Consider the following 23,225-nt stretch of genomic DNA (forward strand, 5'->3'; position numbering starts at 1 on the left):
GTTCGGGTTATTCGCTGGCTTCGAGCAGTTGCAGCGCTTCGCCCAGAACTTTGACCGATTCGCTGTGGTTACCAGCCTTGTGCAGGGTTTCGCCTTCGGCGCGTAGCTGCTGCACTTGCGCGAGTACGGCGGTATCGCTTGGTGGGTCGGTTTTCAGCAAGCCATCGATCTTGGCCATATCCGCCGGGCAGTGCATGGCCCAGAGCGAGGTGCTGAGGAGTGCGGTTGCAAGGAAAGCGGCAAGACGGCGCATGGCAAGGCTCCAGCGATGTAGGTAGGGCTTTCAGTATAGAAAGCCCTCACTCATTGACTGGGCCGTTGGTCACTCAAGGCCTGACGTGGCTGACCCGATCCAGTAGATAGACCAGCCCGTGATAGTCGATACCGCCGTGCTGGCTCAGGCCGATTTCGCAGGTGCGGCTGGTGCTGATGCCTTCCTCGCAATACTGCACGGCGGACTTCAGGCTGCGCAGGGCATGATCGTTCAGCTCGGGCGTAGTGAAGCCCTTGTCGCCAGCAAAGCCGCAGCAGTGAATGCCTTCGGGAATCACCACCTCTGAGGTGCAGCGCCTAACGATATCGATCAAACCTTGCGCCTCGCCCAGATGCTGGGTGCTGCAGGTGACATGCACCGCCACGGGTTTGTTCTGCGGGGTGATCTGCAGGCGGTCGAGCAACTGCTCGCGGATAAATTTAACCGGGTCGTGCAGTTTCAGCCGTGCATCCAGGCCGTCTTGCAGCAGGCGTAGGGTGCAGGGGCTGGTGTCGCAGTAGATGGGATCGAGGCCGCCACGACTGGCCTTGAGCAGCGCGTCGATCAGCTCCTGTTTCTTGCGCTCGGCTTGTTCGGCATAGCCCTTGGAGGCAAACGGCTGGCCGCAGCAGAGGTTGTCCAGCTCAGCCGGGAACACCACCTGAAAGCCGCCTTTTTCCAGCAGCGCGCGGGTTTTGTCGAGCAGTGGCATTTGCTCGCTATCGCTGGCGGCCGGGCCCATGGCACGGGATACGCAGGCGGCCAGGTAGACCACCCGTGGCCGCGTATCGTCATTGGCCGTTGGCAGTCGCAACCGCTGCAGCGGTTGCGGCATCGCTGGCGTCCACTGCGGTACGCGACCCTGGCTGGCCTTGCTAAGCGCCGCCGAGGTGCGGCTAAGCAGCGGTGCGCCCATCAGCATGCGTGCGCCGTTGGCCACATGCAGCATCAGCCGCGCGCCCTGCATGACACGGTGGAAGTTATTCGCCAACCAGTCGGCGCTGCGCGGGCTGTTGGCGTCGCGGGCGCGTAGCTGGCGCACCAGATCGCCGGTGTTGATGCCCACCGGGCAGCGCTGGGCGCACAGGCCGGTAGCTGCGCAGGTGTCGACGCCCTGGTACTGATAGGCCGCTTCCAGCTCAAAGGTGTCGATGCCGGCGCGCTTTTTCGCCTGAATATCGCGCCAGATCACGATGCGCTGGCGTGGGCTCAGGGTCAGCCCTTTCGATGGGCACACCGGCTCGCAGAAACCGCACTCGATGCACTTGTCGATGATGTCGTTGGCGGCCGGCAGTGGCTTGAGGTTTTTCAGGTGAATGTCGCGATCCTCGGAGAGGATCACGTCAGGGTTGAGGATGCCCTGGGGATCGAGCAGGCGCTTGATTTGCCACATCAGCTGGTAGGCGTCTGTGCCCCATTCCAGCTCGACAAAGGGCGCCATATTGCGCCCGGTGCCGTGCTCGGCCTTGAGCGAGCCGCCGAACTCCACCGCCACCAGCTGCGCCACGTCGTCCATAAAGGCCGAGTAGCGAGCGATCTGCTCAGGCGTTTCGAAGGCCTGGGTAAACACGAAGTGCAGGTTGCCTTCCAGGGCGTGGCCGAAAATGATCGCCTCGTCGTAGCCGTGCTTATCGAACAGGGCGAGCAGGCGGTTGACGCCCTCGGCCAGCTGTTCGATGGGGAAGGTGACGTCCTCGATAATCACCGTGGTGCCGGTTTGGCGCACGGCACCGATGGCAGGGAAGGTGTCTTTGCGGATCTTCCACAGCAGGTTGTAGACGGTCGGGTCTTCGCTGAAATTCACCTGCTTTTCCAGCGGGAAGTCAGCGATGGAGGCCATGATCAGTTGCAGCTGCTCATGCAGCAGGCTCTGGCTGGCAGCGCGTGATTCGATCAGCAGGGCACAGGCGCTATCCGACAACCCCTTGACCCATTCCGGCATGCCGGGCTTGTGCTGCACCGAGCGCAGGCTGCGGCGGTCCAGTAACTCCACGGCGGATACCGGCTGCTGCTTGAGCAGGGTGACGGCGCGGCAGCAGCTCTCCACATCGGGGAACACCAGCAGGGCGCTGGCCTTGTGAGGGTGATCCGGCACGGTGTTGTAGGTCACCGCGCTGATAAAGCCGAGGGTGCCTTCGGAGCCCACCAGCAGGTGGCTGAGGATATCCAGCGGCTGATCGAAGTCCACCAGGGCGTTAAGCGACAGGCCGGTGGTGTTTTTCAGGCGGTATTTGTGGCGGATCTTTGCGGCCAGCGCGCTGTTGGCACGGGTCTGTTTGCCCAGCTCGTTCAGTTGCGTCAGCAGGTCCGCATGAGTGGAAAAGAAACGCGTGACGCTAAGCGGGTCTTCAGTATCCAGCACCGTGCCGTCGGCCAGCACCAGACGGATGCCGGCAAGGGTGTGGTAGCTGTTTTGTGCAGTGCCGCAGCACATGCCGCTGGCGTTGTTGGCAACGATGCCGCCGATTTTGCAGGCGTTGATCGACGCCGGGTCAGGGCCGATCTTGCGCTGAAAGGGCGCGAGTACGGCATTCGCCTGGGCACCGATCACCCCTGGTTGCAGGCGGATCTGGCTGCCCTGGCCGCGGATTTCCCGACCGTTCCAGTTATCGCCGAGCACGATCAGCACCGAGTTGCTGATGGCCTGGCCGGACAGGCTGGTGCCGGCGGCGCGGAAGGTCACCGGCACCTGATGCGCGCTGGCCAGTTTGAGCAGATCGACCACTTCCAGCTCTGCCTCGACACCTACCACCAGTTTGGGGATTAACCGGTAGAAGCTGGCATCGGTGCCAAAGGCCAGGGTCGACAGCGGGTCGTCGAAACGCCGCTCGGCGGGGATCAGGCGTTCGACGGCGGTGAGAAATGCGCTGGGCAGGCTCATGCAGGCTCCGAAGTTAGAGGCAGCGTCAGGACGCGGCGTGGCGCAGTTCGCGCACCAGCGAATCGGCATTGATCTCGCTGATTGACTTGGCCCCGGTCAGCACCATGGCCACGCGCATTTCCTTCTCGATCAAATCCAGCAGGTTGCTTACCCCTGCGCCACCGTCGGCGGCCAGGGCGTAGATAAAGGCGCGGCCGAGCATCACTGTGTCCGCGCCGAGGGCGATCATGCGCACTACATCCAGGCCGGTACGGATGCCCGAGTCGGCAAGGATCGCCAGCTGGCCTTTCACCGCGTCGGCAATCGCCGGCAGGGCGCGGGCGCTGGATATCACGCCATCGAGTTGGCGGCCGCCGTGGTTGGACACGACGATGCCGTCGGCGCCGAAGCTCACGGCGTCCTTGGCGTCCTGCGGGTCGAGAATGCCCTTGATCACCATCGGGCCGTCCCAGAATTCACGAATCCATTCCAGGTCCTTCCAGCTGATCGACGGGTCGAAGTTGTTGCCCAGCCAGCCGATGTAATCGGCCAGGCCCGTGGGGTTGCCACGGTAGGCGGAGATATTGCCGAGGTCATGCGGCTTGCCGAGCAGGCCGACATCCCAGGCCCAGCGTGGGTGGGTCATGGCTTGCAGCATGCGCCGCAGCGGTGCGTTCGGCCCGCTCATGCCGGAGTGGGCATCGCGGTAGCGCGCGCCGGGTACCGGCATATCCACGGTAAATACCAGGGTGGTGACGCCAGCGGCCTTGGCCCGTTCCAGGGCGTTTTTCATAAAGCCGCGGTCTTTCAGCACATACAGCTGAAACCACATCGGCCGGTCGATGGCCGGCGCGACTTCTTCAATCGGGCACACCGAAACGGTGGACAGGGTAAAGGGGATGCCCTTGGCGGCAGCTGCCTTGGCGGCCTGCACTTCACCACGGCGGGCGTACATGCCGGTCAGGCCGACCGGGGCCAGGGCCACCGGCATGCTCAGGGTTTCATTGAACAGGCGGGTTTCCAGGCTCAGTTCCGACATATTGCGCAGCACGCGCTGGCGCAGGGCAATGTCCGCCAGGTCGGCGACGTTGCGTTTGAGCGTGTGCTCGGCGTAGGCGCCGCCGTCGATGTAGTGGAACAGAAACGGCGGCAGCCGGCGTTGGGCGGCAGCGCGGTAGTCGGTGGAGGCAGAAATGATCATGGAGTCACCCAAGCAGGAAAAAGGGTTGCAGCGAAACGCCAATGCGCGCCGCCCGAGCAGCGCGCATTCAGGCGTGTATCAGCTCGCCATCAGCGGGTCGCTGACGCCCAGCACGTACACGGCAAACAGCGCGATCAGGCCGGTAAACAGCACGTAGTACAGGGTAGGCCAGACGGTCTTGCGCAGGATGCTGCCTTCGCGTCCCAGCAGGCCAACCGTAGCCGATGCAGCGACCACGTTGTGGATTGCCACCATATTGCCGGCAGCTGCACCAATCGCCTGTACCGCGACAATCAGCGCGCTGGAAATCCCTAGGCTGCTGGCCACACCGAACTGGAACTGGCTGAACATCATGTTGCTGACGGTGTTGGAACCAGCAATAAAGGCGCCCAGGGCACCCACGCTCGGCGCCAGCAGCGGGTAGATGCCGCCCACGCTATCGGCCACCCAGCGCGCCATCAAAATCGGCATGCTCGACAGCTCTGCGGCGTTAACCCCAGAGTTGATCAGGATGCGCACCATCGGCACGGTAAATAGCAGCACAAAGCCGGCGCTCAGCAGCACGCCCGAGGATTCCTTGACCGCCGAACCGAGGTCGCGCAGCTTCATGCCATGGAAGAAGAAAGTGGCGATGACCACGGCCACCAGAATCCCGCCCGGCAGGTACAGCGGTTGGAAGTTTGCACCGATACCGGTTTCGCCCAGCAGGTCGGGGAAGTTCAGCATCACAGCTTTCAGCGCGGCGCTTACCTCGGGGAATACCCGGCTGATCACCAGCAGCACACCCACCAGCACATAGGGCAGCCAGGCGCGCAGGGCGCTCATTGGCTTGGCGGTGAGTTGGTCGAGCTTCATTTCCACGGTGCCCAGCCATTCGGCTGGCCATTTGTCTGCCGGGGCGAAGTCCCAGGTGGTTTTTGGCAGCAGAAAGCCCATGCGCGCGGCGCTGGTCACAATCGCCAGGCCAATCAAACCGCCGCCCAGCGACGGAAACTCAGGGCCGAGGAACACGCCGGTCAAGGCGTAAGGGATGGTGAATGCCAGGCCGGCGAAGATGGCAAATGGCAGTACTTCAAAGCCGGCTTTCCAGCTTTTCTCGGTGCCGAAGAAACGCGTCAGCATCAGCACCATCACCAGCGGCATCACAGTGCCGACAATGGCGTGGATGATCGCTACTTCGCTGGTGATCAACTGCAGGAATTGCGCCCAGGATGAACCCTGTTCAGCCAGCTGCGCGCCGATGGTGGCGCTATCCAGGCCGGTGTTGACCCCGACGATTATCGGTGTACCCACCGCGCCGAAGGATACCGGTGTGCTCTGCACCAGCATGCCGAGCATCACTGCAGCCATGGCCGGGAAGCCGATGGCCACCAGCAATGGTGCCGCGATAGCGGCGGGTGTGCCGAAGCCAGACGCGCCCTCGATAAAGCAGCCGAACAGCCAGGCGATGATGATCGCCTGGATGCGCCGGTCCGGGCTGATGGTGGCAAAGCCTGCGCGAATCGCGGTGATGCCGCCAGAATGCTTGAGGGTGTTAAGCAGCAAAATCGCGCCGAATATGATCCATAGCAAACCGAGGGTGATCAGCAAGCCCTGCACGGTGGACGCCAGCACGCGGTTAAAGCTCATATCCCAGGCAAACAGCGCGACACCGGCGGTAAGCAGATAGACCAGGGGCATGGCATGTTTGGCCGGCCAGCGCAGGCCGATCAGCAGGATGGCGGCCAGCAGGATAGGCGAGAACGCCAGTAGGGCAAGAAGACCAGTGGACATGGTGGTCTCTCCTTAACGCTGCGCAATGCGCATGGGTGAATGCAGGTGCGCGTCGGGCTGTAGCGCTGCGGCGGATATAAGCAATAGAGCCGGCATAGGGAGACCTCGTTGGATTCTTGGAATTGTTCTTGTTTGGTTAATTGGTAATACCAATTTACAGGGCTGCGCGGTCAGGGTAAAAGTGCGGGCTCCAGCCTGTCAATTAGCTGCCTTACGACTTTGGTAGTAAGGCTTCACCTTGCGGGGCTGAGGAGGCGGCGATAGGCTTGCCGGCAGCGGGCCGCAAAGGCCCATTGCAGGTGGTCAAACCAGTGGAGTGTGGATGATGGAAGTAGGTTCGGTGCGGCAGCGCCGTTTGTCGGACGATATCGTCAGCCAACTGGAAACCATGATCCTCGAAGGCACGCTCAAGGCCGGCGAACGCTTGCCGGCGGAGCGGGTGCTGGCCGAGCAGTTCGGCGTATCCCGGCCATCGCTGCGTGAAGCGATTCAGAAGCTGGCAGCCAAGGGTCTGCTGGTCAGTCGGCATGGCGGCGGCAACTATGTGGCGGAAACCTTAGGCTCGACTTTCAGTGACCCGCTGCTGCACCTGCTGGAAAGCAACCCCGAAGCTCAGCGCGACCTGCTTGAGTTTCGCCACACCCTGGAAGGCTCTTGCGCGTTTTATGCCGCGCAGCGCGCCACCGAGCTGGATCGCCAGCGCCTGACTGATGCCTTCGCCGCACTTCAAGATTGCTACAGCCGCAGCGGCAAGGTGACCCGCGCCGAAGAGGGCGCGGCCGATGCCAACTTCCACCTGGCGATTGCCGAGGCCAGCCACAACGCCGTGCTGCTGCACACCATTCGCGGGCTGTTCGACCTGCTCAAGCGCAACGTGGTGACCAATATCGGCGGTATGTACGCCCAGCGCGATGAAACCCGCGACATGCTGATCGAACAGCACCGCATGCTGTATCAGGCGATTATCGAAGGCCGCGCCGAAGACGCCCGCGCGCTGTCCAATCGGCATATCGACTATGTGCAGGAAGTGCTGGCCGAAGTGCAGCAGCAGGCGCGCCGCGAAGAGCGCGCGCAGCGCCGGGGCGGCCCTGCACCGCGCTAACGGGGGCGCAAGGTGTGTTGTAGGAGCCAGCTTGCTGGCGATCAGGCCACAGGATCGCCAGCAAGCTGGCTCCTACGGAGGGCTTGGTTTCTCGGCAAGCGCACCGCGACTTCCAGTCCGCCGAGGGGCGAGTCGCCGAGGTTGATGCTGGCGCGGTGCAGTTCCACCACCCGCAGCACGATGGACAGACCCAGCCCCGCGCCCTGGCCGTCGCCGAGGCGATAGAAACGCTCGAAGAGCTTCTCCCGCTGCGCCTCGTCTACACCCGGGCCGCTGTCCTGCACGCGCAGCACTATGGCATCGGCCTGGGCTTGCAGCAGCACCTGAATGCGTCCGCCATCGGGGGTGTATTGCACGGCATTGCTGACCAGGTTCTGCAGCAGGGTAGCCAGGCTCGGGCCATCGGCCAGCAGCCGATAATCCGCCGCCTCGTCGGCCTCCAGGCTGAGTTCCTGGTGGCGCTCCAGGGCCAGGGGAATCAGCTCGGCCAGGTCGTTGCGCAGGTAGTCGAGCAGGTTGATGGGGCGCATCGCCAGTTGCACCACATCTGGGTCCAGACGCGCCAGGGTGAGCAGCTGGGCCACCACGCGGGTGGCGCGATCCACTCCCGCGCCAAGCTGGCGCAGGGCTTCGCTGCGATCCTCAGGGTCGGGGGCTTCCAGGGCGTTCTGGGCGTGGATGCGCAGCACCGCCAGCGGCGTGCGCAGCTCGTGGGCGGCATCGGCGATAAAGCGTTTTTCCTGATCGAGCAGCTGGTTGACCTGCAGCAGCAGGCGGTTGAGCGCCGCGCCCATGGGTTCCAGTTCCAGTGGCAACGGGCCAAAGACCAGCGGCGCCAGATTGTCCGGCGCGCGCGCCTTGATCGACTCGGCCATGCGCCGCAGCGGCCGCAGGCCCCAGCCAATCGCCAGCCACACCAGCAAGGCCAGCAGCGGCAGGCCGACCAGATCGGGCAGCAGGCTGCGCAGGGTGATCTTGTCCACCAGCTCGCCGCGCACGTCTTCGCGCTCGGCCGCGAGGATCAGGTGCTGGTTCTGCCGATCACGCAGGATAAACAGCCGCCACTGGTGACCGTTGAGCGCCACCCGGTGATAGCCGCCTAGCTGCTCGGCCAGCCCCGCCAGCGCGGTATCGACCTGCTGCTGCGTGGCCCCGGCATCGTGCTGGCGCTCGGCGAGCAGTTGCGGCAACAACCCGGGGGGGGCGCTGGCCGATTGCAGCAGCATGTCGCCCTGGGCATCGAATACCTGAAAGGCCAGCTTGCCCTCGTAGGCATGACCTGTGATCAGGGCTTTATCCTGAGGTTCATGTCGGGCTTGCAGGGCCAGATTGAGGGCGCTTTGCAGGGCGTGGCGTTCACCTTCCGGCATCTTGCGGCCTAACATGCCTTGGAGCAGACGAGCCGACTGCGCCAGCTGGGCATCGAAGAGCTCTTCGATTTCATGCTGGGCATCGCGGTAGCTCTTGTAGGAAATCGCACTCATCGACAGGCTGAGCAGGCCGAGTACCAACAGCAGGGTGCGTGCACGAATCGAGCGCATCAGGCTTTATCCACCAGGTAGCCGACGCCGCGCACGGTGCGGATCAGCTCGGGGAAGAACTTCTTGCGCAGATGGTGCACATGCACCTCCAGGGCGTTGCTCTCCAGCTCCTCGTCCCAGCCATAGAGAGCCTGTTGCAGCTTGTCACGGGTCATCACCCGGCCCGGTTGGGCGAGCAGTTCGTGCAGCAGGAGAAACTCCTTGCGCGGCAGATTGACCGCCTGGCCCTGGTAGCTGACGGCCTGGCTGACCGGGTCGAGGCTGATGCCACGGTATTCCAGCGCCGGTTGCGGGCGGTTGAAACTGCGCCGTAGCAGGGCGCGCAGGCGTGCCTTGAGCTCGGCGACATCGAAGGGTTTGACCAGGTAATCGTCGGCGCCGGCATCCAGCCCGGCGATGCGGTCGCTGGTGGAGTCGCGGGCGGTCAGTACCAGCACCGGCACCGGGTTGGCGGCGGCGCGCAGGTGTTTGAGCACCTGCAGGCCGTCCATACGCGGCAGCCCAAGGTCGAGAATGGCCAGCTCGAAACTCTCGCTGCTCAGGGCGTGCAGCGCGCTGCTGCCATCCTGCACCCAGTCGACGGTGTAACCCTCGGGCTTGAGGGCGGTGCGAATACCTTCGCCAAGGGCGTTGTCGTCTTCGACCAGCAGAATGCGCATGCAGTAATTCCCGATTTTTCCTATTCAAGCTCGCGTAGGCGAGATTAGTCCAGCTTGGTTTTGACCTTGCTGAGCAATGCTGCGATTTCCTCTTTGCGGCCGGCGTCTGCGGACAGACGATCAGGCCGTGGTGGTGCCTGCAGGGCTTTTTCCAGGGCAACCTTGGCTTCTGCGAAGCGTTTGGCGCGGGCCAGGTAATCGCCATAGAAGTAGTTGGGGTCGATGCCATCCGGGTTGATCGCCAGTGCCTGCTTGAGCATGGTTTCGGCTTTTTCGTCATCACCAAAGCCCACCGGCCAGCCGGGCACCTGGTAGTACAGGCTGCCGAGGCTGGTGTAGGCCGAACCGGACAGCGCCTTGGGGTCGAGTGCCAGGCCCTGTTCCAGGCTGGCCTTGGCCTGCTTGACCAGACCCAGCGCCCCCAGGCCGCCTTTGGCGCCGGCGTAGGTGCTGAGGATGATGCCGTTCCAGATCTGCAGTTCGGCGGCGTTCGGCTCCGCGGCGACGGCTTTTTGCGCCTGCTCGCTGAGGCTGGCGAAGGCTTTCTCGCGTTGTTCCTTGGGCAGCTGATAATTGATCTCGGCCCAGCGGTCTTGCAGGCTTTGCAGCTGCGCCTGGCCTCGTTCGCTCAAGGCGAAACTTGGCAGGCTGATGAGGCAGAGCAGGGCGCAGGCGGCGGTGCGGAAAAGCGTCATGGGGTGTGTCCTCTTAAGGTTTGCTTCGGGCAAAGCGCTGGATGATTGGCAGTTGTTTGCGCAGGGCCTGATCAACCAGGCGCGGCAGCAGGCTGTTGAGGCGCACGAAGAGCTGTTCCGGCCAGCCGAGGTAGCGCTCGTCTTTCTCGCGGCGAATGGCCGCCAGTAATTGCAGGGCGACGCTATTGGGGTCGTCCATCGCCACCTTGAGTTCGTTATTCATAGCCACCACGTTGGCGGCGTTCATGCGTGTCTGGGTGGCGCGCGGGGCGAAGTAGAGAACCTTGATCTGGGTGTCGGCCAGTTCGCGGCGCAGGGCTTCGGAGAATCCGCGCAAGGCGAACTTGCTGGCGCAGTAAGCGCTGAAACCGGGGTAGCCGATGGAGCCGAAGGTCGACCCCAGATTGACCACCAGTGCCCGGCCCTGTTGCCGCAGCAGCGGCAACAGGCGATGGGTCAGTTGCAGGGTGGCGGTGACGTTGAGCTCAATCAGTTCGGCGATGGCGCTTTCTTCATGCTGCTCCAGCAAGCCGAAGTGATTGACCCCCGCAGCATTGATCAGCGTGTTGATGCCGCCAAAGCGTTGCGCGGCGGCGACCACGGCTTCACGGCCGCTGCGTTCGCGGATGTCCGCAGTCACCAGTGTGACCTTGCCGGCATGGGCCTCGGCCAGCGCTTGCAGGGGTTCGGGCTGGCGGCCAACCAGCAGCAGGTGGGCACCGTCGCGCAGCAGTTCGGCGACCAGTGCCTGGCCAATCCCACCACTGGCCCCAGTGATCACGGCGCGGCATTCAGGAATATTCATCGCTAGTCCTCAGGCGCTCAGCGGCAAGCTGCGGAACATATCGCCGTAGAGGCGATAGACCACTTTGGCGGTGTGCACCACGGCAGCTTTGTCGTCGTCGTTGTCGAGCTGATTCATCAGTTTTTTGAAGAATTCGATGTGTTCCAGGTCCAGGCTGCCGTGGGAACTCAGGTAGCTGAAGGCCTTGTTCGGCAGTTGCAGCTTGTCCTGAATCACTCCGGCCACCTGGGTAGCCAAGGCAATGCTGGTGCCTTCCAGCACATTGACCATGCCGAAGAAACTCACCGGGTTGTGCCGGGCGATGCGGTCGTAGACGTAGCTGACCATCAGTTCGGTCGGCAGCTTGGGCGTGCCGTGGCGCACCGCTTCTTTGTCTGCACCACACACGGCGATGTCGTTGAGCACCCATTCCTGGTGGCCCGTTTCTTCCTCGATGTATTCGCCGATAGCTTCGCGCAACCACTCCAGCCGCTCCGGCAAACGCGCGCCGCAGGCCATCAGCAAGGGCACGGTGTGTTTAACGTGGTGATAGGCCTCGGTGAGAAAGGCCACGTAGCTGTTCAGGCTGACGCTGCCAGCCATGGCCTGGGCAATGATCGGCGCACTGAGCAGGTAATTGCGTTCAGCGCTGGTGTGTTCAAGCAGGGATTCGTAGAAGCTCATCAGGCATTTCCATAGCAGGATTCGGTGGCCATCAATTGCTCGATGGCGTGCTGGTAGTGGTTAAGCAGGGCGGTGCGGCGCAGGCGGCCATTGCTGGTGGCCAGCGTATTGGCACTGCTGAAAGGTTGTTCGGCGCGCAGCCAGTGGTGCACACGGGCGTAGTCGGGCAGGGCTTGGTTGGCCGTCGCCACGGCTTCGGCCAATTGGCTGTCGCTGGTATTCGGGAAGCGCGGCACCAGCACGGCAACGTTGCCTGGCAGTGCTTCGCCATGCAGCCAGGCCTGGGCGATTGGCAGTTGCTGGACCAATTCGGCCTCGACCCATTCCGGGTTGACGTTGCGGCCAAAGGCGGTGATGAACTGGTGTTTCTTGCGCCCGTGCAGCACCAGGAATGGCCCGTCGAAATGGCCCAGATCACCGGTGCCCAGCCACTCCTCGTCAGGGCATGGTTCGCCCAGGTAACCCAGCAGGCGTGGACCTTGGACCATCACCTCGCCGTCTGTAGCCAGGCGTACCTGCAGGTGCGGCAACGGTTGGCCGACGGTGCCGATACGGCGGTTTTCCGGGGTGTTCAGGCACACCACTGAGGCGCACTCGGACAGGCCGTAGCCCTCGAACACCGGCAGCCCCAGGGCGTCGGCACGTTGCAGCAATTGGCTGGCGACGCGGCCACCGCCGACGGCGATAAAACGCAGGCTGCTCGGCAGGGGTAGGCGATTTTCGCCGGCGCTGACCAGCGCCAGCAGCAGTTGCGGCAGCAGGATCAGGCTATTGGGCTGCGCCTGAGCCAGGGCGCCGAGAAAGCGCGGCAGATCGAACTGGCTGGCACCGAGCAGACCGATCTGCGCCATCGGCATCAGCTCGATCCGCGCCCCAGCCAGCAAGGGCGCATAAACCCCAGCAATGTTTTCCAGCAGGGTGGCCAGCGGCAGGACGCACAGGTGGCGTTCGACAGCGCAGCTGGCGCTGGCCTGCACCAGGCTCTGCGCCACCGCCAGTTGCGTGGCGATATCCAGGCACACCCCCTTGGGTTGTCCGGTGGTGCCGGAGGTGTAGGTGATTTTGCAGGTGCCGACCGGCAACGCGCTGACCTGCACCTGTGGGCGTTGCAGCACAGTGGTGGTAGCGGTTGTTGCACTCGCCGCTGCGCTTGCGCTGAAACCCCGTGCGCTGAAAAGCGGGCTGGCCGGGCCGATCAGGCAGTCGATGCCCGCGCTGTCGAGGACATGCACCTGCTGGCCGCTGGAAAAGAATCCCGGCAGTGGCACGCAGACCAGCCCTGCATGCAGAGTGGCCAGGTCCCAGAGCACCCAGTCGATTCCGTTATCCAGCACCAGGGCGACACGTCGGGCGCCGAGGTGCTGCAGGTATGCGCTGCGCTGTGCGACCTCGCTCAGCAGCTGGGCGTAGCTCAACTGTTGCTCACCTTCGCGCAAGGCAATCGCCCCGCCGAAGGCGGCCAGGCGGTTAAACAGGGATTCAGCGGCAGGCCACATCAGGCATGTCCTCCAGGGCATAAAAGGCTTGGTGGGCCAGGCGTGGGTAAGCACCCAGCTGCAGCAGACGCTGGTGGCCGGCGTAGATGTCGCCGGCCATCACCTGCGGCTGGTTGTCGTAGTAGGTGCCCCAGTCCGCCTGTTCATCGCCCATGCAGTCGGGGCTGGCTGGGCCCAGCGGCAAAGGCGTCAGGCCCAAGCGCTGAAAACTGTTGAGCAGGGCCAGGGTGCCGGTGAAGCACACCCAGCGATAACCCAACGCCACCAGCAGGTCGGTCAGTGCGACGATCAGCAGGCGTGCGGCACCTGGGCTGCCAGCCGCCAGGTTGCCGACCTCCACCAGTTGTGTGCGCTGCGGCGTATTGACGACCTGCTGCGCGCCAATCACCTGTTCCGCCGGTTGCGTCAGGTAGCGCTCAAGGAACAGCGGGCCACTGGCTGCGCTGCGCAAACCCACCGCGCCGAGCAGTTGCCCGTCGCGGTCTTCCAGGCTGAGCAGGCAGGGCATGAAATGGCGGATGCGCGCCTGATGCTGAGCGGCGAAGCGCTCGCCGATAAAGGCTTCAATCCCCGCGCGGCGAGGGCTGGCGGCGTTGGCCAGATAGAGACTGAGCGGCTGCTCGCGGCCGATCTGTGCAAGCGCAGTGTCGTGATACACCCAAGGCAGCTCCATAACAGGAACCTCTTCTGAGAACTTGGGTGCGAGTGTCTGCGTCCAGGCTTAACGGCAAATTAAGTCGCAAATTCTTTTGTGCATTGTTCCGCGAGCATTTCATTGCTTGCGCTGCAACCGCATCAGCCCATAGCCTGCAAAGCCCGACTTGCTGGATAACGGCAGGTTTGATTTGCCCTGAACTTAGACGCCAAAACGCTCGGAGATAGTTATGCCCCCTATGGATACTGAGCAACAACTGGCGGCCCGTCTGGCCATTCTGGAAAACCCTGAGGCGCAGGACTGCACGGTCTACCGTGCCGATGATCAGGACCCGGAAGCAGAGGAAGTGGATCTGGGTGATGCCAAAGTGCTGTTCTGCGGCCCGTTCGAGGCTCCGGCCGATTGGGATGCGGCGGAGCGTGAAGATTATTTCGGTGACAGCGCGCCTGAGCTGTTCGTCAATGCGCGCATCGAATGCGAAGCCAAACCGGGCTCAAAGGGCCATTTCACTGTCGACATTGGTGATTACGTGGCCGCGCAGCCAGGCCAGGGTGAGGTCGTGATGTTCTATGTGCACGACTACCTGGACGACGACAGCGGCTGCACCTATGTGCTGCTGCGTGATGAAGAAGTGCTGGAATAATCCGGCTACCGCGCTGCATTGCCATTCACTTAATGCAGGTGAATGGCACCTTCCTGTAGCCCGGATGTAATCCGGGACGTTTGTGGTCGATATAACCACTCTCGGATTACATCCGGGCTATAGGCTGTCTTTCTCCATTTTCTCGTTGACCGTCTATCCATCGCTTGCCCTGTAGTACCGGGTTATTACCCGTGCTGGGCGGATCGGGATAACACTCTGTGCTTCTCAATTTATTGAAGGGAGCAGGCACATGGCAGCGAAGAAGATTCTGATGCTGGTCGGCGACTACGTCGAAGACTATGAAGTGATGGTGCCGTTTCAGGCACTGCTGATGGTCGGTCATCAGGTGCACGCGGTGTGCCCGGACAAGACCGCCGGGCAGAGTGTGCGCACCGCCATCCATGATTTTGAAGGCGAGCAGACCTACAGCGAGAAACCGGGGCATAACTTTGCCCTCAACTTCGATTTCGCTCAGGTTAACGCTGACGATTACGATGCCCTGTTGATTCCCGGTGGCCGCGCGCCGGAGTACCTGCGCCTGAATGCCCAGGTGCTGGCACTGGTGCAGGCCTTCGACAAGGCTGGCAAGCCCATCGCTGCGGTCTGCCATGGCGCGCAATTGCTCGCTGCTGCTGGCGTGCTGAAAGGTCGTGAATGCAGTGCCTATCCGGCCTGTGGCCCGGAAGTAACTTTGGCGGGTGGGCGCTATATCGATATCGCCGTGGATCAGGCTCACGTGCAGGGCAATCTGGTCACCGCTCCGGCCTGGCCGGCGCATCCCAATTGGCTGGCAGCGTTCCTTGCCCTGCTGGGTACGCAGATCACGCTATAAACGTCTGGGTAAACCCGGAGCCCGGATGAGATCCGGGGAGCGTCTATAAATGAGGGCCCCGGATTGCATCCGGGCTACGCATGTATGAGGACCTGCTTGCAGGCCTCTGTCGTCGAGGAGCCGCCATGTGCGAGCTGTATGTCAAAGCCGATCCGATTCTCTACGAATCCCGCGCCCGCTCGCTGCGTATTCGTGGTGTGGTCACCACCCTGCGTCTGGAAAACCAGTTTTGGGACATCCTGCGAGAAATCGCCGAAGTCGATGGCATGACCACCAATCAGCTGATTACCAAGCTGTATGACGAGGTGATGGACTATCGCGGTGAGGTAGTGAATTTCGCCTCGTTTCTACGCGTCAGCTGTACCCGCTACCTGAGCCAGCGCCGTGCGCCGGCAGAGCTAAGCCTGGTGCGCTCCATCAGCCAGTAACCGTTACTGCGCCGCTGGGGCCGTGATGCGTAGTTGCGGATCACCCAACGGATGGCTGAGCGCATCGAAGAAACGCAGCTCCACATTCTGCTCGGCGAACAGGCTGGCGTAGTGCTGCTTCTGCTGGGCGATAAACAGCGGGTTGTGCGGGTAGATCGAGATCGCCAGGGTTTTCAGTCCGGCCTGCTGCAAAGCCTGGGTCAGGTGCTGATCCTGCGCAGCCAGGCTGTGGCCGAAGATGCACAGCTTGTCCTTGGGCTGCGCCAGCTGGCTGTAGCAGAACGACAGGTAGTCGGAGCTACGGATGGCCTTGAGTTTGTCCGCGCTGCTGCCTTCGTTGACGAACAGCGGAATATCACCCAGCTGGTTGATGGCGAAACTGGCCAGCAGGGTGCTTTCCGATGAATTGAGAATGCGCGTGCTGCCGTCGATATTCTTTACCAGGTGCATGCCGCCGTGCAGGTAGAGCATGCGCGTGGCCTTGCCCTGGCGCTGGCAGTCGCCGGGGGCGAAGGTTGAATCCGCGCCACGGAACATATCTTCAAACGCATCCGGGGCCTGCATCACGGCCCAGTAGTTGAGCAGGTCGTAATTGCCGGAATAGACGGTCTGATACTGGCTAAGCGCGTTATTGATCCGCGCCAGGCTGGCAGCCTGCATCTGGCTCCAGGGGATATGCACCGAGCGCACGGCGTGGATCAGCGCTTCCTTGATGGCGAAGTAGCGATGGCGCGGCGACGAGGAGTTGATGGTCAGCGCGGCATTGACTCGAATGCTGTTCTTCAACGCGCTAAGCACCTGCTCGAAGTTGCTGGTATCCAGGGCGCGGAACACGCTGAGTTCGGTCGCGCTAAGCGGACGATTGCGCGTGGTCTGCGCTTCGTCGAACAGTGAGAAGTAGGCGAACTTGCGCCATACCGCCAGGCTCGCGCCATTGCCGATCAGCAGCTCGGGGAAGCCGATGCTGCTGTTCAGGGTGTTCCAGTCTTCCAGTTCGCCAGTAAATGCCGGGGTTTGCATAATCGCTAGTTGTCACCTTGTGATCAGGGCGCGACTTTAACATGGGGCGCGACAACTGCCGGCTTGACTGACGCCGCCCATTGCACCGCCAGGATGCTGCCCAGCACCGCGATCAACCCCAGCAGCGCCACGCCGGTGATGCTCTGCCCGAGCAATGCCCAGCCCAGCAGCACCGCCACCAGCGGGCTGAGCAGCCCCAATGACGACACCGCCACCGGCGCCAGCCTGGCAATGCCGCGAAACCACAGCACATAGGCCAGCAGCGCGCCGAACAACGACAGGTAGGCGTAGCCCAGCCACTGCAGCGGGCTTAATTGCGGCAGTGGTGGGTCGATCAGCCAGGCCACCGGCAGCAGGAACAGACCGCCAATCAGCAACTGCCAGCCGGTAAACGCCAGCAGCGGCACAGTCGGCCGCCAACGCCGCGTTAGGTAAGTGCCGCTGGCCATGCAGGCGGTGCCGATAAAGGCGGCGGCAATGCCGATCGGGTCCCAGCTGGCCCCCGGCGCCAGCAACAGTGCAGCCATGCCTGCGATACCCACCACACTGGCGGCGACCGCCACAGACTCAGGCCGCTGGTGATCCATCGACCACACCAGGCCCATCACCAGCAGCGGTTGAATCGCCCCGACCACCGCCGCCAAACCGCCCGGCAAGCGGTACGCGGCAACAAAGAGCAACGCCTGAAAGAAGCCAATATTCAGCGCCGCCAACACCAGCAAGCGTGGCCATTCGCTGCGCCGGGGCAGGTAGCGGCTGTACAGCACCAACAGCAGGCCGGCGGGCAGGGCGCGCAGCAGCGCGGCGGTAAACGGCCGGTCCGGCGGTAGGATTTCGGTGGTGACGATATAGGTGGAGCCCCAGATGGCAGGCGCCAGAGCGGTGATCAACACATCCAGCCAGGTATTACGTGATGCTGAGCGGTCCATGCATTTGTCTCGTATTCAAGATAAAATGCGAGGCTAATAGCAACTTGTCTTGGATTCAAGATAAATTTCAGGGGTAAGCCAATGGCAGTCCAGCGACAGATGGATGCGGTCGATGCAATTCTTCAGCAGTGGCACCGCGAGCGACCGGACCTGGATGTCAGCCCGATGGGCGTGATTGGCCGGCTGGGGCGCTGCGCGGCGCTGCTGCGGCGCGAGCTGGACAAACTTTTCAGCAGCTTTGGCCTGACCGCCTGGGAGTTCGACGTGCTGGCCACCTTGCGCCGTTCTGGTGAACCCTACCGCCTGGCCCCGACGACGCTGTTCTCGACCCTGATGGTCACCTCCGGCACCATGACCCGGCAGCTGCAGCAACTGGAAGCCGCAGGCTGGGTCAGCCGTATAGCCAACCCCAGCGACGCGCGCAGCATGCTGGTGCAGCTGACCCCGGCTGGGCTGGAACTGATCGACCGCGCGGTGACCGCGCATGTCGCCAACGAAGCGCGACTGCTGGCGCCGATTGCCTCCACCGAGCTGGCGCAACTGGAAGCGCGGCTATCCCAGCTGCTGACGGTGCTGGAGCCGGCTGGCGAGTGAGTTTTCCGCAAACCCGGCCCTGAGCAGGCCTGCTAGAAGAGGTGATTAATGAGCAATGAATTAGTGATCGAAGATATTCAACTGGGTGACGGCAAGGAAGTGGTCAAAGGAGCGTTGATCACCACGCAATACCGTGGCTGCCTGGAGGATGGCACCACGTTCGACTCTTCCTACGAGCGCGGCAAACCATTCCAGTGTGTGATTGGCACCGGCCGGGTGATCAAGGGCTGGGACCAGGGTCTGATGGGCATGAAAGTCGGCGGCAAGCGCAAACTCTTTGTACCGTCGCATCTGGGCTACGGCGAACGTCAGTTCGGCGCGCATATCAAGCCGCACTCCAATCTGATCTTTGAGATTGAGCTACTGGAAGTGCTGACGCGGGATGATTGAGGCGAGGTCCGGCCAGCACAGGTGTAATGTGCTCAACTGATAGGGGCGGCCTCTACGCGGTTGCGTCCGGCATGCTTAGCCCTGTAAAGCGCGGCATCGGCTCGTGCTACCAATTCGCCTGGCGTGTCTCCCGAGGCATACGCGGCCACTCCGAAGCTGCCAGTTTTGTAACCGACGACGGGGTGCAGTGTGTTTTCCAGAGCCCGACGCAGCTTTTCTGCCAGCTGTGTAGCGTCCGCGAGGTTGGTATTTGGCACGATGACCAGAAACTCTTCGCCCCCCCAACGACCAACAACCTCCATGGTCCGAGTATTGGCCACCAATACCTGGGCGACCTGAACCAGAACAGCGTCGCCGACCAGGTGTCCGTGAGTGTCGTTGACCAGTTTGAAATGGTCTACATCCAACAGAATGACGGCGAATGGCGTGGCATAGCGTTTAGCCAGCGCGATTTGTTCATCGATCACCTGATCCAGACGGATGCGATTGACCAATTGAGTGAGGCGGTCAGTGATCGACAGTTTGGTGACTTCCTCTATGGCCTCCTCAAGCTCTGAGGTCACAGCGTCAATGAAGCGCAAAAGCCGGGACACCACCCGCGTATGTTTATTGGCGTATGGGTCGCGATCATCTGTGCGTGGCGCCAATTTACTGGTGTGCTCGGTCTTGTCTTGAGCCTGCTTCTCGCCTTCACGCAGGCCTACCGCCACCATGGTCGAGTTGAGTAGGGTTAGTTTTGATGAGCCGAAGAACTCGCCGTATGTATAGAAACCAAAGGTCGGCGCGGTTTGCTCGAAGGGCAGGGTTTCCAGTTCGACGTCCTCCTGCATGAGAAAGCGTCGGCAGCCGCAGGTGTAGAGGAAGATTGCCTGGGGGGCAAACTGCTTCATTGATTGGTGTAGGACTTTGGCATTTTCGGCAATCAGCTCGATATCGCCATAGCCCAAGCGAAAGGTTTCGCCTTCTTGGATGTCGGCGACAAATCTCAGCACGCCGTCGTTGCAACTGGCGACTGGTACGCGCGCCAGCAATTCGCCTTCACGTTCAAGCAGAAAGGGGAACTCCAGGGCATTGAGAAAGAACTGCTCGTCGTCGGCGATATTGAGGTAGCGGCGGTAAACATCAAACGCAGGCAGGTCATCAATACGTTGCACGTGCAAACCGTCGACCTGGGTGATGCGCATTGAGCGACTCAGCGGCTGCCAGCCCAGGTAGGTTTTCGACTCAATGTGCAGGTCCGGGCCGGATAGAACAACCGCGATGGCGCCCTGAGTGATGTGCTCGTTGCCGGCAAACAGCAGCGAGTTGCTGATCTCTGCGTAATCCCCGGCACCGCCGCCAAATACCGGGTAACCGTTTAGTGTCGACTCAAGGCCTTGCAGCAAGGCTGCCGCATCCAGGCTCAAAGGGGTCGAAAGCAGCAGAACGCCGGCAATGTCTGGGGCGCAGTCGTTTATTCGCAGGCCCAGCTCTGCCCCTGCGTTGCGTTCTTCGCCGTTGTTGCACGCTAGCGCCAGCAGATTGATTCGTGAGGATACAAAGAAGGTAAAGCCGATGATCACTTGGTTGGTCATCAGTTGGCCATGTGCCACTTCGCCAACCGTTGTGGCGCCAATAATTATGGCTGTAGGCAATCTGTCGCTGATCATGCGGGTGATTGTTAGTATCTGCGGCTGATCGGCTTGTGCTGTGTAAATCTGTATTAGCTGGGCCTGAGAGTCTGCAGCCTTTTGGGCAATCGTCCCGGTGGATAGTGCTGCGCCAAGCGTGGCTAAGTCCGTAAAGACATGTGTTACATGCTGAGTCATGAATCACTCCCTAGAGCACGGCACTGCAGCCAGTGTAGGTGTATTTCGATGCTCGCCTCCAGTTTGCCTGGGCTTTAGACGGGTTACTGCGGCAGAGACGAGTGCATATCAAAGCCACTGATCATTACGCTTACGCCTTACCCGCAACATCGTCGGCAGGATCAGCCCTGCGAGTAATCCAGCGCCGGCAATGCCGCCGCCGTAGGTCATATAGCGCATCAGCACTTGCTGGTTTTCCTCGCCTAGCTGCGCTTGCAGTTCGCGTAATTCAGAGTTGGCTCGGCTCAGTTCGATATCCAGCGCCGAGCGCGCGGTTTGCAGTTCGTCGATCAGGGTTTTGCGCGAATCCAGGGTTTCCTGCATGCCCTGCACGCGGGTTTTCCAGGTGTCGTTGATGCCTTCCAGTTCGCTGCTCAGCTGCGCCACTTGCTGTTCCAGCTGCGGCAGGCGCTCGGCCTGGCCGGGCACGTCTTGCAGGTCGCGGTTGGCAATCCATACGGCGCTGCCGTTTTCACCACGCACCTGGCTGTAGTCGCCGGAGGTTTGCAACAGCGTGACCTTTTGCCCTGAGACCAGGGTGCCGACGATCCGGTAGCCGTCGGTTGGACCGCTGCGTACGTAGGTGTTCAGGCTGTCACTGACCCAGCGGTTGCTGCTGGCATTTTCTTCGGCTTGGGCGCCCACGTTTGCCAGCAGGCAGGTAGCGAAGGCGATGCTGTGCAAAGGACTAAAACTGGATGGGAGATGGTGAGATAAGGACATGGGGCAATCTTCACATGGCGATTAAACGAAACCCTCAGGCGGGGGCGATAAAGGCCGGCCAAGCGCATTGCCATGAGCAGTTAGGCGCTCGGGATGGAGTGGCGCTTGCAGCTGCGCGCTGGGCAAATGGCCATGCAATCCACCCGGCGGGCCGACAGCAGACAGACACTTGGCGAGCGCGGGGAGTTCACCCAGCGGCGGGGTGCGGGATGGATGGTTGGTATTTCTGCGTAGCTTGCCGGGTGGTTCACAGCCTGGCTGGCAGCTCAATCTGAGGCTGCGTTCGCGAGTGCTAAAAACAACAAACCTGGCACGTGGCCGGGTTTGTTGTTTTTGCCGCAGGGCTTACTTGATCTCGACGGCCAGGCTGTCGTGGATCTTTTTGTTCCAGATCGCAGGTCCTGTGATATGCACCGACTCGCCCTGGGTGTCGACCGCCACGGTAACTGGCATGTCTTTTACGTCGAACTCGTAGATGGCTTCCATACCCAGTTCGGCGAAGGCCACCACGCGCGACTTCTTGATCGCCTGGGCGACCAGGTAAGCGGCGCCGCCAACGGCCATCAGGTACACGGCCTTGTTGTCCTTGATCGCTTCGATGGCAATCGGGCCTCGCTCGGATTTACCGATCATGCCGAGCAGGCCAGTGCTTTCGAGGATCTGACGGGTGAACTTGTCCATCCGCGTGGCGGTGGTCGGGCCGGCTGGGCCGACGACTTCTTCGCGCACCGGGTCGACCGGGCCGACGTAATAGATAAAGCGGCCTTTGAGGTCTACCGGCAGCTCTTCACCCTTGTTGAGCATGTCGACCATGCGCTTGTGCGCGGCGTCGCGGCCGGTGAGCATCTTGCCGTTTAGCAACACGGTTTCGCCCGGCTTCCAGCTCTGCACGTCTTCCGGGGTCAGGGTGTCGAGGTCGACGCGGCGCGCGCTCGGGCCGGCTTCCCAGACGATTTCCGGGTAGGCGGACAGGTCCGGCGCTTCCAGCTCGGCCGGGCCAGTGCCGTCGAGCACGAAGTGGGCGTGACGGGTGGCGGCGCAGTTGGGGATCATGCACACCGGCAGGGACGCGGCGTGGGTCGGGTAATCCATGATCTTCACGTCGAGCACGGTGGTCAGGCCGCCGAGGCCCTGGGCACCGATGCCCAGCTGGTTAACTTTTTCGAACAGTTCGAGGCGCATTTCCTCGATCTTGTTCTGCGGGCCGCGGGCTTTCAGCTCATGGATGTCGATGTGCTCCATCAGCACTTCCTTGGCCATTACCGCGGCTTTCTCGGCGGTGCCGCCGATGCCAATGCCGAGCATGCCTGGCGGGCACCAGCCAGCGCCCATTTCTGGAACAGTCTTCAGCACCCAGTCGACGATCGAATCGGACGGGTTGAGCATGGCCATCTTCGATTTGTTCTCGGAGCCGCCGCCTTTGGCTGCGACATCCACTTCCACCTTGTCGCCGGGGACGATGGAGTAGTGGATTACTGCCGGGGTGTTGTCCTTGGTGTTCTTCCGCGCGCCAGCTGGGTCGGCGAGGATCGAGGCGCGCAGGACGTTTTCCGGCAGGTTGTAAGCGCGGCGTACGCCTTCGTTGATCATGTCGTCGACGCTCATGGTGGCGCCAGTCCACTGCACGTCCATGCCGACGCGGATAAACACGGTGACGATGCCGGTGTCCTGGCAGATCGGCCGATGACCGGTGGCACACATGCGCGAGTTGATCAGGATCTGCGCCATGGAGTCGCGCGCGGCGGGGGACTCTTCGCGCAGATAGGCCTCATGCATGGCCTGGATAAAATCCACGGGGTGGTAATAGGAGATGAACTGCAGTGCGTCGGCGACGCTCTGGATCAGGTCGTCTTGCTTGATCACGGTCATGCTTGGCGCTCCTTTTTGTAGGGGAGGAGTAGGGCAGGAACTTCGAACAGCGCAGGGGCACGGCCCGGCGCAGGGCTATCAAGGTCAAAGGACAAGGCCAAAGCACAAGATAAAAAGGCGCGGCAGTATACCGCGCACACCGCCAGGCGGACACCTGTGCCGGCCCAGACCATGGTCGCTGGTCGGCTGTTTGAGCCGACTAATGACGCGGCAGCGGCCTAGGCATTCTGTGATCACAGGGGTAGAG

General features: G+C 62.1%; 22 protein-coding genes. 6 read left to right on the forward strand and 16 right to left on the reverse strand.

Annotation, left to right across the window (positions count from 1 at the left end):
• Window positions 1–7 precede the first annotated feature (7 nt).
• The 4 genes from RHP75_RS04815 to RHP75_RS04830 all read right to left on the reverse strand — a co-directional run bounded on the left by RHP75_RS04815 (window position 8) and on the right by RHP75_RS04830 (window position 6,087).
• Window positions 8–253, reverse strand: a complete 246-nt coding sequence (locus RHP75_RS04815; RefSeq protein ID WP_311090688.1) for a hypothetical protein — start codon at window positions 251–253, stop codon at window positions 8–10.
• A gap of 73 nt (window positions 254–326) precedes the next feature.
• Entirely contained in the window at window positions 327–3,134 is a 2,808-nt protein-coding gene (locus tag RHP75_RS04820) for an FAD-binding and (Fe-S)-binding domain-containing protein (RefSeq protein ID WP_311090689.1), read from the reverse strand.
• Window positions 3,135–3,159: 25 nt separating this feature from the next.
• The gene (lldD, locus tag RHP75_RS04825; protein WP_311090690.1) at window positions 3,160–4,314 is read right to left on the reverse strand and encodes an FMN-dependent L-lactate dehydrogenase LldD; all 1,155 of its coding nucleotides are present in this window, start codon (window positions 4,312–4,314) and stop codon (window positions 3,160–3,162) included.
• Window positions 4,315–4,392: 78 nt separating this feature from the next.
• Window positions 4,393–6,087, reverse strand: a complete 1,695-nt coding sequence (locus RHP75_RS04830) for an L-lactate permease (RefSeq protein WP_311090691.1) — start codon at window positions 6,085–6,087, stop codon at window positions 4,393–4,395.
• Window positions 6,088–6,412: 325 nt separating this feature from the next.
• Between RHP75_RS04830 and RHP75_RS04835 the strand changes: the two genes are divergently transcribed.
• Window positions 6,413–7,189 carry an FCD domain-containing protein gene (locus RHP75_RS04835; RefSeq protein WP_311091868.1) on the forward strand — a complete coding sequence of 259 codons (777 nt, stop codon included), beginning with the start codon at window positions 6,413–6,415 and terminating at the stop codon, window positions 7,187–7,189.
• Window positions 7,190–7,230: 41 nt separating this feature from the next.
• Here the strand turns inward: RHP75_RS04835 and RHP75_RS04840 are convergent, their stop codons facing one another.
• The 7 genes from RHP75_RS04840 to RHP75_RS04870 are packed head-to-tail and all read right to left on the reverse strand — an operon-like array spanning window position 7,231 to window position 13,721.
• Entirely contained in the window at window positions 7,231–8,730 is a 1,500-nt protein-coding gene (locus RHP75_RS04840) for an ATP-binding protein (RefSeq protein WP_311090692.1), read from the reverse strand.
• Complete coding sequence (locus RHP75_RS04845) at window positions 8,730–9,389, reverse strand: response regulator transcription factor (protein ID WP_311090693.1); 660 nt, start codon at window positions 9,387–9,389, stop codon at window positions 8,730–8,732. Before RHP75_RS04845 ends, RHP75_RS04840 begins: the two co-directional genes overlap by 1 nt.
• Window positions 9,390–9,433: 44 nt before the next feature.
• Entirely contained in the window at window positions 9,434–10,084 is a 651-nt protein-coding gene (locus tag RHP75_RS04850; protein WP_311090694.1) for a hypothetical protein, read from the reverse strand.
• 13 nt (window positions 10,085–10,097) lie between these two features.
• A complete protein-coding gene (locus tag RHP75_RS04855; RefSeq protein WP_311090695.1) occupies window positions 10,098–10,889 on the reverse strand; it encodes an SDR family oxidoreductase in 792 nt (263 codons plus the stop codon).
• Between the two features lie 9 nt (window positions 10,890–10,898).
• The gene (locus RHP75_RS04860; protein ID WP_311090696.1) at window positions 10,899–11,552 is read right to left on the reverse strand and encodes an iron-containing redox enzyme family protein; all 654 of its coding nucleotides are present in this window, start codon (window positions 11,550–11,552) and stop codon (window positions 10,899–10,901) included.
• Window positions 11,552–13,048, reverse strand: coding sequence for an AMP-binding protein (locus RHP75_RS04865; protein ID WP_311090697.1), 1,497 nt, complete (start codon window positions 13,046–13,048; stop codon window positions 11,552–11,554). Before RHP75_RS04865 ends, RHP75_RS04860 begins: the two co-directional genes overlap by 1 nt.
• Window positions 13,032–13,721, reverse strand: a complete 690-nt coding sequence (locus tag RHP75_RS04870; RefSeq protein ID WP_311090698.1) for a thermostable hemolysin — start codon at window positions 13,719–13,721, stop codon at window positions 13,032–13,034. The genes RHP75_RS04865 and RHP75_RS04870 overlap by 17 nt, the downstream gene beginning before the upstream one ends.
• 211 nt (window positions 13,722–13,932) lie before the next feature.
• Between RHP75_RS04870 and RHP75_RS04875 the strand changes: the two genes are divergently transcribed.
• The 3 genes from RHP75_RS04875 to RHP75_RS04885 all read left to right on the forward strand — a co-directional run bounded on the left by RHP75_RS04875 (window position 13,933) and on the right by RHP75_RS04885 (window position 15,606).
• The gene (locus RHP75_RS04875) at window positions 13,933–14,346 is read left to right on the forward strand and encodes a hypothetical protein (RefSeq protein WP_311090699.1); all 414 of its coding nucleotides are present in this window, start codon (window positions 13,933–13,935) and stop codon (window positions 14,344–14,346) included.
• Between the two features lie 250 nt (window positions 14,347–14,596).
• Window positions 14,597–15,178 (forward strand): DJ-1/PfpI family protein, encoded by a 582-nt coding sequence (locus RHP75_RS04880; RefSeq protein WP_311090700.1) that lies wholly within the window; start codon window positions 14,597–14,599, stop codon window positions 15,176–15,178.
• Window positions 15,179–15,303: 125 nt separating this feature from the next.
• Complete coding sequence (locus RHP75_RS04885) at window positions 15,304–15,606, forward strand: ribbon-helix-helix domain-containing protein (RefSeq protein WP_289240629.1); 303 nt, start codon at window positions 15,304–15,306, stop codon at window positions 15,604–15,606.
• 3 nt (window positions 15,607–15,609) lie between these two features.
• Here the strand turns inward: RHP75_RS04885 and RHP75_RS04890 are convergent, their stop codons facing one another.
• Window positions 15,610–16,626 (reverse strand): DUF4917 family protein, encoded by a 1,017-nt coding sequence (locus RHP75_RS04890; RefSeq protein WP_311090701.1) that lies wholly within the window; start codon window positions 16,624–16,626, stop codon window positions 15,610–15,612.
• A gap of 23 nt (window positions 16,627–16,649) precedes the next feature.
• A complete protein-coding gene (locus tag RHP75_RS04895) occupies window positions 16,650–17,555 on the reverse strand; it encodes a DMT family transporter (RefSeq protein WP_311090702.1) in 906 nt (301 codons plus the stop codon).
• Between the two features lie 81 nt (window positions 17,556–17,636).
• Here RHP75_RS04895 and RHP75_RS04900 point away from each other — a divergent pair, with 81 nt between their 5' ends.
• Both RHP75_RS04900 and RHP75_RS04905 read left to right on the forward strand, forming a co-directional pair.
• Window positions 17,637–18,149: a MarR family transcriptional regulator gene (locus RHP75_RS04900; RefSeq protein WP_311090703.1), complete on the forward strand. Its 513-nt coding sequence runs from the start codon at window positions 17,637–17,639 to the stop codon at window positions 18,147–18,149.
• 48 nt (window positions 18,150–18,197) lie between these two features.
• The gene (locus RHP75_RS04905; protein ID WP_311090704.1) at window positions 18,198–18,539 is read left to right on the forward strand and encodes an FKBP-type peptidyl-prolyl cis-trans isomerase; all 342 of its coding nucleotides are present in this window, start codon (window positions 18,198–18,200) and stop codon (window positions 18,537–18,539) included.
• A 32-nt stretch (window positions 18,540–18,571) separates the two neighbouring features.
• Here the strand turns inward: RHP75_RS04905 and RHP75_RS04910 are convergent, their stop codons facing one another.
• The 3 genes from RHP75_RS04910 to RHP75_RS04920 form a co-directional block, all read right to left on the reverse strand.
• Window positions 18,572–20,347, reverse strand: a complete 1,776-nt coding sequence (locus tag RHP75_RS04910; protein ID WP_311090705.1) for a GGDEF domain-containing protein — start codon at window positions 20,345–20,347, stop codon at window positions 18,572–18,574.
• A 108-nt stretch (window positions 20,348–20,455) separates the two neighbouring features.
• Complete coding sequence (locus RHP75_RS04915; RefSeq protein WP_311090706.1) at window positions 20,456–21,109, reverse strand: TIGR04211 family SH3 domain-containing protein; 654 nt, start codon at window positions 21,107–21,109, stop codon at window positions 20,456–20,458.
• Window positions 21,110–21,454: 345 nt separating this feature from the next.
• On the reverse strand, window positions 21,455–22,978 hold the full coding sequence (locus tag RHP75_RS04920) for a fumarate hydratase (protein WP_311090707.1): 1,524 nt from the start codon (window positions 22,976–22,978) through the stop codon (window positions 21,455–21,457).
• Window positions 22,979–23,225: the final 247 nt, after the last annotated feature.

Origin of the sequence: Pseudomonas sp. SG20056 (assembly GCF_031764535.1) — a bacterium.
Lineage (GTDB): Bacteria > Pseudomonadota > Gammaproteobacteria > Pseudomonadales > Pseudomonadaceae > Aquipseudomonas.